Below are 14596 nucleotides of genomic sequence, written 5' to 3' on the forward strand. Positions count from 1 at the left end.
AAAGGGCTTTCAAATTGAAGGCCCTTTTTCTTTTAGCTGATTGAGGATTCTTTATGCGAAAGAATGGCTTCTAAATTAAGCAATATTTAAATTTGCTTGGAGCGAAGTATATATTTGCCGATAAGATCAAATTCAATATTGGCAAGTGCACCCGGTTCCAGATATTTTAAATTGGTATGATCCCAGGTATATGGTATGATTGCTACTTTAAAGGACTTGCTTTTCAATTTAGAAACCGTTAAGCTAATTCCATTGATCGTAATTGAGCCTTTAGAAATGATCAAATTCGCAAACTCTTTTTTTAGTTCGAATTCAAGCTCGGTGCTTCCTGGTAATTTCTTTATTTTTAAAAGTTTTGAAGTACAATCTACATGTCCTGAAACTAAATGTCCATCTAATCTGCTGTTTAGATGCAATGCTCTTTCCAGGTTTATTAATCCACCTACTTTCAATTTAGATAAATTGGTTTTTTGTAAGGTTTCATTTACCGCAGTTACTATGTGGCTTGATTTGAATTTTTTAATAACGGTAAGACACACACCATCATGGGCTACACTTTGATCGATTTTAAGTGACTTTGAAATAGTACTGGCTATTTCAATCATAAGATTGCCCTTATTGGTTCGTATTGATTTAACACGGCCTAGAGATTCAATGATTCCTGTAAACATTAATTAGGTTTGCCTCTTAATAATTCAATAAATCCTGTTAATTGGTCCTTGGTTTTTAAGTTTGTTTGAAATCCTGAATAATAAATTATACAAGAATAAAAATATACTCCATCTGGCAGGGGATTGCCGGATTCATCTTTTCCATCCCAGTTTATTTTAGGATCAGTGGTTTCGAAAACTTGTTTTCCCCAACGATTTATTAATTTAAATTCAATTTTATCTACAAAGCGGAAAGGGTATGGTTTGAAAATGTCATTTGACCCATCTTGATTTGGTGTAAATGTATTTGGTAGTTTATAGATAGGGCAATACTGAACACAAACTGTATCAATTATTGGACATTCATTGTTTAATGAATCAAAAGCACTGATTCCATAACAGTTGGGAATGATATCTGATAATACATGTTCGTATTCTAATGTATTTATATCATTTATTTCTGTCAGCAATACTTTTTTAGAATCAATATAATAATATAGACGATATCCTATTGCGTCATGGTCAGTACATGAAAGATTTGGATTTGTCCAATTTAGTTTGTTAGAAATCGTTTCTTGATGTAATTCTTGATTGCAAGGTCCTGTAACATTAAGAACAGGGCAACAAGGAGGTTTTTTATCTTCAGGAACAGCACATTGTTCGTTGGAATGATTTAAAAGTGGTTGTTCAATACTAAGAATTCCATAGGTACCATATGCTTTAATTTTGTAACAATATAATTTTTGATTCTGCAACTGATTATCTGTATAGGTATTTAAACTGGTAGTTCCTATCGAATCAAATGCTTGTGTATTTTCATTTAATCGAAGTATAATAAATTTATAATTGGTCCAAGGGGTTTTAGCATACCAATTTAATTGGATAGACTTATCATTTGGTTGTAAAGTCAGATAGATGCTTTGAGCAGAGTCGGATCGATGATCTGATTGGTTTGCAGGCAACAATTGCACTCTGTAATTGTGTTGAAAGGCTTTTGTATTGATGTTTTGATGCAAAAACAAGGTATCCCAATTGGTATTAAAATAAGTGTAAGTTTTAATACTTTGTGGTATGTTATTCCAGTTTGTATTGGCAATTTTATGTTCAATTGTTAGCAAGTAGGGTCCAGAATTACGTATCGTATCAAAGGCAAGAGGATCTGGCTTTAACCATTTAACGTTTACTTGTCCGGTTAAGCTATCTGTTCGTTGAACATCAACATTCAACAAAACTGGATTTTCAATAGCAAGTGAATTACATGTTTCGTTTGAATGTAAACTACTTTCAAAATTTACGGGATAACCTGATGCATTGATTTTTGCAAATTCGCCGAGGACCCTATAACAGTAAAATTTTGATTTTTGCACCAGGCTGTCGATATAGTAATATTGATTTCCTTGTACATTTTTCGTAAGATATGCTATTTGTGTATATAAATTCACTGGCAGTCCCGGATGACAAGTGTCATGTGTCAAAATGGTAGATTGTTCCTTTCTCCACACCGAAAATCCGCGAAAAATATCGTCAAAAGTTTCACAGTCGTATGGTTTTTGCCATTGAAGTCGGATTGAATTCTGTTCAGGTTTAGAACTTAAATTTTCTGGAGCAGGTCCCACCACTTTGATCCGAATGGTATGCAAATATGCTAAACCTGTTGTGTCAAGATAATTATCTGTTACTTTAAGTACAACAAAGTAATATTCCTTTCTAACATGGCTGCAAGTGGTTTGCCAACTCAGTGTCGCTCGAATAGGGGAATTTTGAAATTGATTGTGTTGATCAATTTGTGCCGGTGGATCTGTATAGAAAGCTGCTCCGTTTGCTTCGATTTTTATTTTAGACTTAGGATTCAAACTATCAGGATCAAATGCAAAAATTGGAATTTCCAGTTTTGTTCCAGCAACAACACACGTATCAGTTATAGTTTGGATGAACGGGGGCTGGTTGTCTCGGCAATCATTCCTAACAAAAATTTGCATATCCCGCATGGTGCTACTAATTCTTATCCCTTTTCGATATTCATGAACAATGATTACAATATTGTATTCTCCAGCTTTTTGAGGAGAGGTCCATCTGAATGTACCATCTTTTGAATCTAAGCTAATATTATTGTTCAGTCCAGCTTGTATTTGATTTGGATAAAAATAATTAGGAACGATAGTGCCTGTAGCCATTAGTGGAATTCCTAATTCAAAACTAAGACTGTCTCCATCTTCATCGTAAGCAGCAGGATTGTGCGTAAAAGCTTTGCCAACACATGCAAAATCTATTGGTTCTTGCAATAGTTGAACAGAATGATTTGGATATTGGAATAATAAATTCAATAAACTGACACTTGTTTGAATATAAAATGGAATATTTACACTATTTGGTGGATCGATATTAAGGATATTATCTACACGATTTGGATCCTGAACACTGATCAAATAACTACCACGCCCTGGATAGCTGTGTTCCGCGATGTACACATTCTTTTTTATATTGTTTGGTAATATTTGACCATTACCATTTATCCTTACCACATTTGAAAAGCTTCCATCTCCCCAGGCAATTGAAATACTATCTCTGTCTGCCGAAACGCTGCTTGTTTTAGTATAGGTGGTGACGACAGCGCGTATACTTAAATCGGATAATTGAGTATATGAAATTTCGCCGGCTCTGTTGTGTGTTGCAAAAATTTGGCTTGCAAAAGCTATGATACAAATACTTATTGCAATGACCCGATTTAAATAGCAACTGGATTTCATATCGTCGTTGTGATTTTATCTAGGCATTTGTGAAGACTGTTTTTCCAACTTGGAATTGCAATTTGTAATTCAGTTTTGATCTTAGTGCAATCCAGTTGACTAAATGCAGGGCGAGGTGCCAAAGCTCCAAATTCATTTGTACTTATTGCTTTTAATGAAACATTCAGGTTTAAATGTGAAAATATCTCCTGAGCAAATTCATACCATGAACAAGCGCCTTCATTGCAATAATGATATATTCCTTCAATTTTTTTAGACGGGGAAAGTATAATTTTTATAATTACCTCCGCAAGATCAGCTGCATAGGTTGGTGAACCTATTTGATCATCCACAACCTGAATGGGTTTGCCCAAATTAGCCATACGAATCATGGTTTTAACAAAATTATGACCAAAACTACTGTACAGCCAGGAGGTGCGTATAATAATATTTTGGGGATTGTAGTTCATAATTACATCTTCTGCCTTGCTTTTAGAAGTAGCATAAACACCATTTGGATTCTTAGGAAACGTTTCAATTAAAGCTTTGTGAATAGAATTGAAAAATACATAATCACTTGAAATTTGAATGATTCTGGTTTTTAATCCATTACAAGTAGCGGCTATCATTTTCGGAGCTTCATAATTGATCCGGTTACAGATTTCAGAATTTGTTTCTGCCAGATCAACCTTGGTATAAGCTGCAGTATTTACAACAAAATCAGCATGAGCATTGCTTAAAATCTTGTAAGTCTGCTTTTCATCTGAAATATCCCATTCCGTTTTATCAAAAAATTCAAACTTGATTTCAGGATATAAACTTGCGAGGTGTTGTATTTCCTGAGCTAATTGACCTTGGGCACCCGTAACAAGTACTTTCATCTGCCTTGGATTTTCAACAATTTATAAAAATCCAATTGCTTGTCTTTGTTCGAAATTTTCTGCAATTCCTGTGGAATCATCCAATCAATATTCAAATCAGGATCGAGCGGATGAATCCCAGATTCGGAATTTTTATCATAATAATTATCACATTTATAATTGAAAACACAATCAGTACTTAGCACGGAATAACCATGAGCAAAGCCCCGTGGAATTAATAATTGTTTTTTATTTGCTCTGGATAAAATAATGCTAAACACTTTTCCAAAGCTTTCACTGTATTTTCTTAAGTCAACCACAACATCCAAAACTTCGCCATGGCTTACTCTGACTAATTTAGCTTGGCTCTTTGTGCCAATTTGAAAATGAAGTCCTCTGATGACTCCATAAGTTGATTCCGAGGCATTGTCTTGAACAAAATGGTAAGCTAAATTATTCTTGACGAACCACCGAGCATTGTATGATTCAAAAAAACAGCCGCGTTCATCTTCAAACGAATCAGCTTGAAGTACAAACAAGTCATGAATACCGGTTTCAAACAGCTGCATTTTATTTTTCCTTAAAAATTAAGCGAATTGGAGTGCCATTAAAATTATATAATTCACGCATTTGGTTTTCTAAAAATTGTTTATAACTGCCTTTTATCTGGTCGGGATAATTTGTAAAAAACGCAAAAGCAGGATAGGGTTTTGATATTTGAGTTATATATTTTATTTTAATCAAATGATTTCTATAGGAGGGTGGGGGTATTTTTGCAATAGCCTCAAGCATCTTATCATTTAAATCAGAAGTCTTAATTTCTTGCTTTCTGTTATTGTAAACTTCAATCCCTTTTTCAACTGCTTGAAATATACGTTGTTTGTCTTTGGCGGAGATAAATAATATGGGAACATCAACAAATGGAGCAAGTTTTGACCTGATTTTAGTTTCAAACTCTTTAGCTGTTTGAGTTGTCTTTTCAAGTAAATCCCATTTATTAACCAAAATTACCAATCCTTTATTTCGTTTTATTACCAAGGATACCAATTCCATGTCTTGCGCTTCTATGCCCAGGGTTGCATCTATCATAAGGTAACAAACATCACAATCTTCAATTGCATTTATAGCTCGAATTACAGAATAAAATTCCAGATCTTCAAAGACCTTATGTTTTTTGCGAATTCCAGCAGTGTCAATCAACATAAATTCTTTTCCGTATTTTCTATAAATGCTATGAACAGGATCACGGGTCGTGCCAGCTATATCCGTTACAAGATTTCTTTCCTCATCTAAAAGTGCATTTAAGAAAGATGATTTACCAACATTTGGTTGGCCAATAACCGCAAATTTAGGTAATTCAGATACAGTTTCTATGTCGTCCGGAATTAACGCAGCAACTGCATCTAATAATTCACCGGTGCCGCTTCCGGATTGAGATGAAATACAATACAATTCATCAAATCCCAAGCCCCATAATTCTTGTGCTTGTAAGTAACGTTGATTGTTGTCTACTTTATTCGCAATTAAAAATACTTTCTTATTAATCTTCCTCAACATTTTTGCTACCTGATTGTCAAGATCTGTAATTCCTGCAGTAGCATCCGTCATAAATAAAATGCAACTTGCCTCTTCAATGGCAAGTTCTACTTGTTTTCTAATCTCTTTTTCAAAAATATCTTCTGAACCGGTTACAAAACCACCCGTGTCAATTACTGTAAAATGTTTCCCGTTCCATTCGCTGACATCATAGAGTCGGTCTCTGGTAACACCACTCACGTCATCAACAATTGATTTTTTATGTCCAATCAGTCGATTAAAAAATGTTGATTTCCCTACATTGGGTCTCCCCACTATTGCTACTGTAAAACTCATTGAAAAATACTTGATTTTGTAATAAATGATTCATTGTTTCGCCAGTCTTTGCGTAATTTAATGCTAAGACTTAAATATACTTTTTGGTCCAGGTATTTTTCAATTTCAGTTCTTGACCGAATTCCAAGTTCTTTTAATTTACCGCCACCCTTGCCAATTAGGATAGGCACCTGAGATTGTTTCCCTACATAGATATTAGCATAGATTACAGCCATTTCCAGTTGATCATCTACCCCTTTGCAACTTTCAATGGTTACAAAACAATGATAGGGTATTTCTGCATCATATAACTTAAATAATTGCTCACGAATTAATTCACTAATAAAAAAACGAATTGGGCGATTGCTAATAATGTCATCCGGATAATAGGCTGGATGAACCGGCAACAAGTTTTTTACTTCGGTAAGCAGCGTATCGATTCCTAAATTATTAATTGCAGAAATGTTTATAATCTTTAAATGGGGTATTCCAAGATGCTGGATGGTTATTACAATTTCAGCAATACGTTGTGGGGTAGAAAGGTCGACTTTGTTTAAACAAATGATAATCGGTACTTTGATTGGGTGAAGCAGCTTTACAAATGCATCGGGAAGTTCAAGGTCTTTGCTTGCGTCAATGACTAAAAGCAAACAATCAGCATCTTCCAATGCATTATAAACCTGGATATTCATACTTAAATGAAGCGGGTAATTGGTCTGATCAATAAATCCAGGGGTATCTGAAAATATAATTTGAAAGTCAGCTTCATTAATTAAACCAAGAATTCGCTGACGGGTTGTCTGAGGCTTTGGTGAAATAATCGCCATTTTCTCACCCGTTAGTGCATTGATTAAAGTGGATTTACCACTATTTGGTAAACCAATCAAATTAACAAATCCTGATTTAAATTGATCGCTCATTTTATGTTTTTGATGCTACAAATTCCATTAAATCCGTGGGATTCATTTTTCTCCAATTAATATCCTGAAATGCTGGACCAAAATTTACAAAATGTTGAATTCCAAATAATTTAATTTCATCCATCACAGGTTTTTGCATATTAATAAAGAAAATACTTCCTTGTTCGTCTTTAATCTCTTCATACCATTCTTCATAATAACAATCATCAGAACCATGAAAATTGAATACATGCTCCCAGATTAATATAAAATTTCGGATGCCTTGATTTTCCAATGGCTCAATGATATCCCGCTTTAAAAACATAATATCATTGTTTATGCAATCATTCCATTCTCCAATAAATTCCAATATACAAAATCCTTCTTCATAATCTGCAAAAAGTAACTTCGCATAAAGAGTTTCAGAACCAATTTCGTCCCACAATGGATGAATGTAATAGTTATAAACTTTATTCCGATAATTAAATTCATCGTGAAACGAGTTGAAAAATGGACTTCGCTCGTCTTCTGAACTATTGTACAAATCCTGCCAGTTGTAAAAGGGTTCTATATCGTGCATATATTTGTAGGAAGGATGAACTTATTAACAGATGCCTTATAAAATAGTTGTTACAGGGCCGGAATCATGCGGAAAAACAAGCCTTTGTAACTATTTATCAAGCACTTACAAAGGTAAGATGATCCCTGAATATTCGAGGACCTATCTGGCTGAAAATCCTGGTTATCCTGATTTTAATGCCATTGAAATGATGGGTTTTCAGCAAGAATATTTGAATAAATCCGCTTTAGAATCCTTTCCTTTGGTTTTTTGTGATACGGATGCGTTAAATTACATGATTTGGAGCCTGGAAATTTATGGCAAAGTCTCCCATTCATTGGAGTTGCTTTTTGGCAAAAATGAAGTCACTCTTTACCTGCTTTGCTGTCCAGATATCCCGTGGGTCTTTGATCCGCATCGTCAAAACCCAACAGATCGAGACAGGCTATTTAAAAGGTATTGGCAATTTTTACAAAAAAAGAATTTGCCACTTTGCTTTGTCTCAGGATCTGGCATTGCACGATTTAAGAAAGCATGCTTTTTTATTGAAAATCATATTCCAGAAATCCGTAACTTTAAACGTTGATTTGGGGTGCCGCATATGCTGTCTGCCGGCTGAGATTATACCCACCGAACCTGCCAGGGTAATTCCTGGAAGGGAACGATAGAGGCGATTCCCCTTCATTTAATTGAATCTTATGAGGATAGGGCTTAGCTTTTTTTTAATTTTTACAATCTTAAATTCGTATTCTCAAAACAGGATCTTTGGGAACGTGATCGATGAAAATGGTCAGGCATACCAACATGTTAAATTGAGCATTGTCCAGTTGGGTTTGGAGCATTGGACTGATCAAAATGGAAAGTACGAATTCACCAATTTGCCAAATGGTGTTTATGCATTAGCAGTAGATTATTTTTATGATATTCAATATTTTACATTGCCGATAAGTACAAAAGACTCAGTTTTTGATATCACCTTGGTTCGGAGAATTGAGTTTAATGAACTTTTGATTAAAACCTATCAATTTAATCCATCAAACTATTCCAGTGTTTCTAAATTAGACGAAGAATGGATTAAAAACAACAGACAGGAAAAAGATCTTCCGTTTTTATTAACCAGAGTATCCGGGATTGTCAATCAGTCTGATGCCGGAAATGGAGTAGGGTATTCTGCACTCAGAATGCGTGGAATGGATCCATCTCACATTCAAATCACTTTGAATGGCATTCCATTTAATGACAGCGAATCTTCTCTTAGCTACTTTGTAGACATTCCTGACATCATTTCGCATACCAATGAAATAACAGTTTTAAAGGGAAATGTACCGAATCGACCAGGATCTGCATCTTTTGGAGGAGCAATTGATATCAATACAAATAAATTAAGTTTTGATCCATACCTTGTTTTTCAAACCCAATTTGGTTCTTTTAATACTTTTAAATACAGCTTGCTCGCAAATTCAGGATTGTTAGAAAATAAGTATAATTTAAAGTTTGGACTATCTCGACAAAAGTCAGATGGATATATCGATCGATCCAATTCTGATCTTAAATCATTTCACATTTCTTTGGCACGTATATTAAAATCGAGTGCATTTCGAATAAACTTTTTACACGGTAGCGAACAAACCAATCAAGCTTGGTTTGGGTTGCCGGTTCAGTTTATAGGGATAGACAGTTTACGAACTTATAATGCAGCGGGTACACAGAAATCCGGAGATCCATATAGCAATGAAATTGACCAATACAAGCAGGAACACATTCAAGGATTTTACCAAAAGCAGTTAAATTCAAATTTAAATTTAAACTGTATTTTAAATTATACTTTTGGTAAAGGTTATTACGAATCCTATATAGCAAATGCAACATTAGCAAATTATTACATTGAAAGCAGCACGATAAGCAAAGCTGATTTAATCCAACGCAAATGGTTAAAAAATCATTTTGGACTATTAAGTACTAATTTGGTTTTTCAAATAAATAAAAAATGGAATGTGACTCCCGCTTTAAGTTTGATACATTATTATGGAAATCATTTTGGGAATGTAAATTGGGTTAATCTAGTGGATTATAAAGTATTGAAAAACAGATTTTATGACAACAATGGAAATAAGAGAGAATTTACTGGTTCAATTAAATCTAGTATACAGATTTCAAAAAAACTAAATATTAATGCAGATTTACAGTATAGGAATATTAACCATAAGATTAAAGGTGTATTAGAAAGCAAAAAGGATATAAATCAAAGCCATAATTTTAATTTTATAAGCCCCAAATTCTATGCTGATTACCAATTGAATTCATGGTGGATTTTTTCAACTTCTTTAGGTTATATGTTGCGTGAACCATTTCGTGAAGATTTGTTAAACGCCGCAGATGCATTAAAACCAGAAAATTTAATCGATTTGGAATTGGGAGGAAAATTTAAATCAGAATGCTTTACGGTCAAACTGAATTTGTATGAAATGGCTTACAGAAACCAGCTTGCACTTACCGGCGCTATTAATAATGTTGGAGAGTTACTCCATACCAATTTAAATCGATCCAACAGACTTGGATTAGAATTGGAAGCAGATTATCAATGGAGAAATCTGGTTACTTTTTGGACTGCACTCAACTTTAGCCAAAATAAAATTGATAAATTTGACGAGTTTATTGTTGATTATGATAATGAAAATAGATCCATCGTTAAAACGCATACCAATACAGATATTTCTTTCTCACCAAAATCAGTTATTCATGCTGGCATACAATTTTCAATTTTAAAAGTTAAGAAAAAAACACCAGGCTTACAATTGGCCATGCAATATCATAACATTGGAGCGATGTATCTTGATAACAGTGGATCAGGAACTGCATTGATTCCTAAATACCAACACGTAGAATTTAAATTGAATTTAGAGCAAAAGGTATTTAAAAAATCAACCATTCATTTTTGGTTTGCAATGTATAATGTACTTGATAAAGAATATGCATCACACGGATGGATTTCATCGAGATTTCATTCAGATTTACCAATCAATTTAAGCCAGGATCCTTATTTAGCTCAAGATTCAGATCAAATCTATTATTACAAAGCAGTTTACCCACAGGCCCTGAGACATTTTAGCCTGGGTCTTCAATTTGAGTTTAGGTAGTTGAAACTATCAAAAATGCCAGGTAATTCCTGCTCGATAGACAATTGGAATTCGAATCGAATTATCGACTTCCAGGAAGTCGTAGTTGACATAGAGTTCATAGGCGATCGGGGCATTTGAGTGGTAGCCCAGTCCCACTAAAAACAAATCCCTCCACTCTCTGGAAGTTACCAATTTATTGCCATTTGTAGAGCCGTCTGTATAAGTTTCATTTAGCTCACTAAATTCGGTATGCACAAAAAAGTTCTGTAGAAACTTAGCTCTGGCAAATAATCCGATTCCGTAGTCGATGCTATTGTATTTGTAAACTCCGCTAAAATCGCTAAACTTAGCTATGGTCCAGTCAAAACTGATGCGGGGACCAACAGACAGAAATGAATTTAATTTATATCCAGCCATTGGTGACAACCCAAACGTAAACACATTTGATTGTAAACCGTTATAATAACCAGAGTTGAAATTTAGATTGATACCGCCTCCTAACCAGATTTTATCAATAAATGGAATTGTTTCTTTCTTTTTCTTTTTACTGGATTGAGCAGACAAGGGGGTTATGCTTGAAAAACAGCTTATTATATTAATTATAAGCAGCATGTATAAACTTTTGCAAACCCTTCTATTAACATTTAATTTAAACATATAGCATTCAATTTATTAGCAAGATCAAAAATGGAATTTTTTTAATAATTTTACGGTCATATTAAAAGATATTATGAAAATCAGGGAAATTACTTTACAGCTTTTTATCATTTTCTTAGGTTTTATAGGCCTTCAAGCACAAAACATAAGCTTAAGTGAACTTAAACAATCTCAAAAATCACCTTTAAATCAAGTTTTTTATGATTATAAACTGGTCAAAATAGATTTTGATCAGCTTAAATCAGGCATGTCTTCAAGAGGCAATCAGCATTTTCTAACGTTGAAACATCCTGATTTTGTATGGAATCTTGAATTATTTGAGCACGAAGTATACACTTCAGATTATTTACTCAGAGTTGGTACGGATCGTGGAGTCCAGGAATTTAGACGTCGTCCGGACATTCATTCATTAATTGGTTACCTTAAAACTCCAAGAGGTGGTGATGTAAGAATGACCATTGCAGACCACTTTATTGCCGGGATGATTAAAGAGGGTGGAGCCACTTTTTTTATTGAGCAGGCAAATGGCATAGATCCTAGCTATTCTGATGATGTGCTGGTTATTTATGATAGTGAAAAAATATTCCAAAACCCTTCTATCGAATGCGGTTTTGATAAGTATATAAAAAATAAGCAACAATTCATAGAACAGTCAGAAGAGAAAGTAAACAACAGCCGGAATCATTGTCTTCAGGTTGAAATTGCAATAGCAAATGATTTCACTGTTTTTCAAAAAAGAGGGAGTGTTGCCAATGTTGAAAACTGGAATAATACCATTTTAACATTATTAGGGGATAATTATGACAATGAGTTTCAACATTCCATCGAATTTGTTCAGTCTGCAAGTTTTGTAGCGACTTCTGCTGCTACAGATCCATGGAATGGAATCAATAACATCAATACGCATTTGGATAAACACGTTAGTTGGGGAAATGGTGGAGGATATGGTGCAGGGTACGATGTTGCAACTGCCTGGACTACAAAATATACCAATGGAGCTGTTGGTCTGGCCTGGCTAGGGGTAATTTGTAATAACCTGAGATACAATGTTTGCAGCGATTACGGAGGGTCCAATAATTGCATTCGGCAATTGCAAGCACATGAGCTAGGTCATAATTTTAATGCGGATCATGATGGCAGTGGGCAACCCTTTATCATGGCTCCAGCCGTGAATTGTACTTCCGCCTGGTCAACCAATTCGATTTCAAGAATAAATGCACATATAAATAGCAGAGGTTGTTTAAGCGTATGCTCTGGTGGCTCTGCTCCGGTTGCTGACTTTTATGGGAATCCAGTTTCCGGTTGTGTTCCATTCAGTGTTAACTTTTTTGATTTATCTACAAATGATCCAACGGGTTGGGCATGGACTTTTCCAGGAGGAACACCTTCTAGTTCAAACCAGCAAAATCCGGTGGTCACCTATAAGACTTTTGGAACGTTTGATGTGACCCTTAGGGTAAGCAATGCATTTGGATCTAACTCAGTTACATTTTCAAAATATATTGAAGCGAATGATAAACCAAAAGCTAATTTTAGTAAAGTCATTGTTTCAAGAACGGTATATTTTACAAATCTGACCTTATATGGCAGTACCTATGAATGGGATTTTGGTGATGGAGAAACCTCAAATGACCTGGATCCAATACATGAATACCAAAATGATGGTGTTTATGATGTCGTATTGCGTGCAGAAAATGATTGTGGGGTCAATGAATTTAAAATGAAAATAACCATTGTTACGGTTCCAATTGCTCTGTTCTCTGCAGACACTACCTTTGGTTGTACTTCATTCAAAGTTAAATTTATCAACCTTTCATCTACCAATGTTACTTCCTGGACCTGGACTTTTCCAGGAGGCGTGCCATCTACTTCATCCCTTTTTGAACCAATTGTTGAGTATAAAAACCCTGGTTCATTTGATGTTAAATTAGTGGCGAGAAATAGTAAATACAGTGCGACCGCTGAAAAATTAAATTATATCAAGGCAGATTCAACGCCTGTTGCTGATTTTACTTTCCAGGAAAACGGAACAATCATATCGTTTACAGATAAATCAAAATTTTCCAGGACAATGCATTGGGATTTTGGAGACGGAAAAACAAGTACGGAGCAAAATCCTACCCATGAATACTTACCCGGAATTTATCAGGCCAAGCAAATTATAGAAAATGCTTGTGGCAGAGACACGTTTACTCAAGAAATAATCATCGGAACAGGATTAATTGCTGGATTTAGTTCTGATTTTCAAAAAGGTTGCATTCCTTTTGAAGTTCATTTTAAGAACACTTCAGTAGGTGCATCCAGCTACCAATGGAGTTTTCCAGGAGGGACACCTTCAAGTTCAATTGATAAAGATCCTGTTGTGACCTATAATTCAGTAGGAATTTATGATGTTTCATTAAAGGTGAAAGGGAATGGAGATTCAGTTACAATAAACAAGCAACAGTTTGTAAGTGTTGGTGATAATCCTGAAGCGGCCTTTCAAAAATCAATTACTGGATTTTCAGTATTTTTTAATGACCAGTCAAAATTGGGAGCTAGCTATTTATGGGAATTTGGAGACTCCAAAACAAGTACTGAAGTTTCTCCAACCCATTTATATTCTGCTGAAGGAGATTATCACGTTCGGTTAATAGTGACAAATGATTGCGGTTCTGATACCATGAACCAATTGGTGGCAGTTTATTTAGTTCCTAAAGTCGATTTTATTGCAGATTCCACAATTATTTGCGGATTTGGAGAGGTCCAATTCACAAGTAAAACTTCTGCAGACGTAAATTCCTGGTCCTGGATATTTGATGGTGCTTCACCGGATACTTCATCAAGTAAAAACCCAGTGGTTTATTATGACAAAAAAGGTATTTATTCTGTTAAACTGACCGTTCGGAATTCAAATGGTGAAAATAGCTTAATCCGACAATCCTATATTCGTGTTATTTCACCCGTATTGTGTCCGGAAAATATTATCTACAAAAATTCAGAATTAAATGGAGACATAATTTATCCAATTAAGAAACAAGATTCTGAAGGAATTAAAATTTTTCCAAATCCTTTTAATGGAATTCTAAATATTTCGGGATTGGACGTACAGGATAAAAACTTGATTAAAATTTATAATTACCTGGGTGAAGTGGTTTATTCACATGTAGCTGTTCCAGATCAACCAAGTATTAAGTTAAATCTAAATGACTTGAAAGCTGGATCTTATATTTTAAGTATTGAAAATAAAAAGAGCACAATTACAAGAGCGATATTCTTATCAAGATAATTCAAGC

General features: G+C 34.6%; 11 protein-coding genes and 1 riboswitch. Of the genes, 3 read left to right on the plus strand and 8 right to left on the minus strand.

The genetic code is table 11. The features are described 5' to 3' along the window. Nucleotides 1-86 precede the first annotated feature (86 nt). Genes IPJ80_12045 through IPJ80_12075 form a run of 7 tightly spaced genes read right to left on the minus strand, consistent with a single transcriptional unit; the run spans nt 87 to nt 7566 of the window. Complete coding sequence (locus tag IPJ80_12045) at nt 87-671, minus strand: riboflavin synthase (protein MBK7914211.1); 585 nt, start codon at nt 669-671, stop codon at nt 87-89. Then, complete coding sequence (locus IPJ80_12050; GenBank protein MBK7914212.1) at nt 671-3397, minus strand: gliding motility-associated C-terminal domain-containing protein; 2727 nt, start codon at nt 3395-3397, stop codon at nt 671-673. Before IPJ80_12050 ends, IPJ80_12045 begins: the two co-directional genes overlap by 1 nt. Further along, the gene (gene rfbD, locus IPJ80_12055; GenBank protein MBK7914213.1) at nt 3394-4257 is read right to left on the minus strand and encodes a dTDP-4-dehydrorhamnose reductase; all 864 of its coding nucleotides are present in this window, start codon (nt 4255-4257) and stop codon (nt 3394-3396) included. Before rfbD ends, IPJ80_12050 begins: the two co-directional genes overlap by 4 nt. After that, a complete protein-coding gene (rfbC, locus tag IPJ80_12060; GenBank protein MBK7914214.1) occupies nt 4254-4805 on the minus strand; it encodes a dTDP-4-dehydrorhamnose 3,5-epimerase in 552 nt (183 codons plus the stop codon). The genes rfbD and rfbC overlap by 4 nt, the downstream gene beginning before the upstream one ends. A 1-nt stretch (nt 4806) precedes the next feature. Then, nucleotides 4807-6108 carry a ribosome biogenesis GTPase Der gene (gene der / locus IPJ80_12065; GenBank protein MBK7914215.1) on the minus strand — a complete coding sequence of 434 codons (1302 nt, stop codon included), beginning with the start codon at nt 6106-6108 and terminating at the stop codon, nt 4807-4809. Next, a complete protein-coding gene (era, locus tag IPJ80_12070) occupies nt 6105-7007 on the minus strand; it encodes a GTPase Era (GenBank protein MBK7914216.1) in 903 nt (300 codons plus the stop codon). Before era ends, der begins: the two co-directional genes overlap by 4 nt. A gap of 1 nt (nt 7008) precedes the next feature. Next, nucleotides 7009-7566 (minus strand): hypothetical protein, encoded by a 558-nt coding sequence (locus IPJ80_12075; GenBank protein MBK7914217.1) that lies wholly within the window; start codon nt 7564-7566, stop codon nt 7009-7011. A 31-nt stretch (nt 7567-7597) separates the two neighbouring features. Between IPJ80_12075 and IPJ80_12080 the strand changes: the two genes are divergently transcribed. Continuing rightward, the gene (locus tag IPJ80_12080; GenBank protein ID MBK7914218.1) at nt 7598-8131 is read left to right on the plus strand and encodes an ATP-binding protein; all 534 of its coding nucleotides are present in this window, start codon (nt 7598-7600) and stop codon (nt 8129-8131) included. Then, nucleotides 8124-8225, plus strand: a riboswitch (TPP riboswitch). (Overlaps the previous gene by 8 nt.) 93 nt (nt 8226-8318) lie before the next feature. Next, on the plus strand, nt 8319-10682 hold the full coding sequence (locus tag IPJ80_12085) for a TonB-dependent receptor (GenBank protein ID MBK7914219.1): 2364 nt from the start codon (nt 8319-8321) through the stop codon (nt 10680-10682). A 9-nt stretch (nt 10683-10691) separates the two neighbouring features. Here the strand turns inward: IPJ80_12085 and IPJ80_12090 are convergent, their stop codons facing one another. After that, entirely contained in the window at nt 10692-11276 is a 585-nt protein-coding gene (locus IPJ80_12090) for a hypothetical protein (GenBank protein MBK7914220.1), read from the minus strand. A 118-nt stretch (nt 11277-11394) separates the two neighbouring features. Between IPJ80_12090 and IPJ80_12095 the strand changes: the two genes are divergently transcribed. Further along, nucleotides 11395-14589: a PKD domain-containing protein gene (locus IPJ80_12095; GenBank protein ID MBK7914221.1), complete on the plus strand. Its 3195-nt coding sequence runs from the start codon at nt 11395-11397 to the stop codon at nt 14587-14589. Nucleotides 14590-14596 lie beyond the last annotated feature (7 nt).

The sequence above is a fragment of the Saprospiraceae bacterium genome, from assembly GCA_016714025.1.
GTDB lineage: Bacteria > Bacteroidota > Bacteroidia > Chitinophagales > Saprospiraceae > Vicinibacter.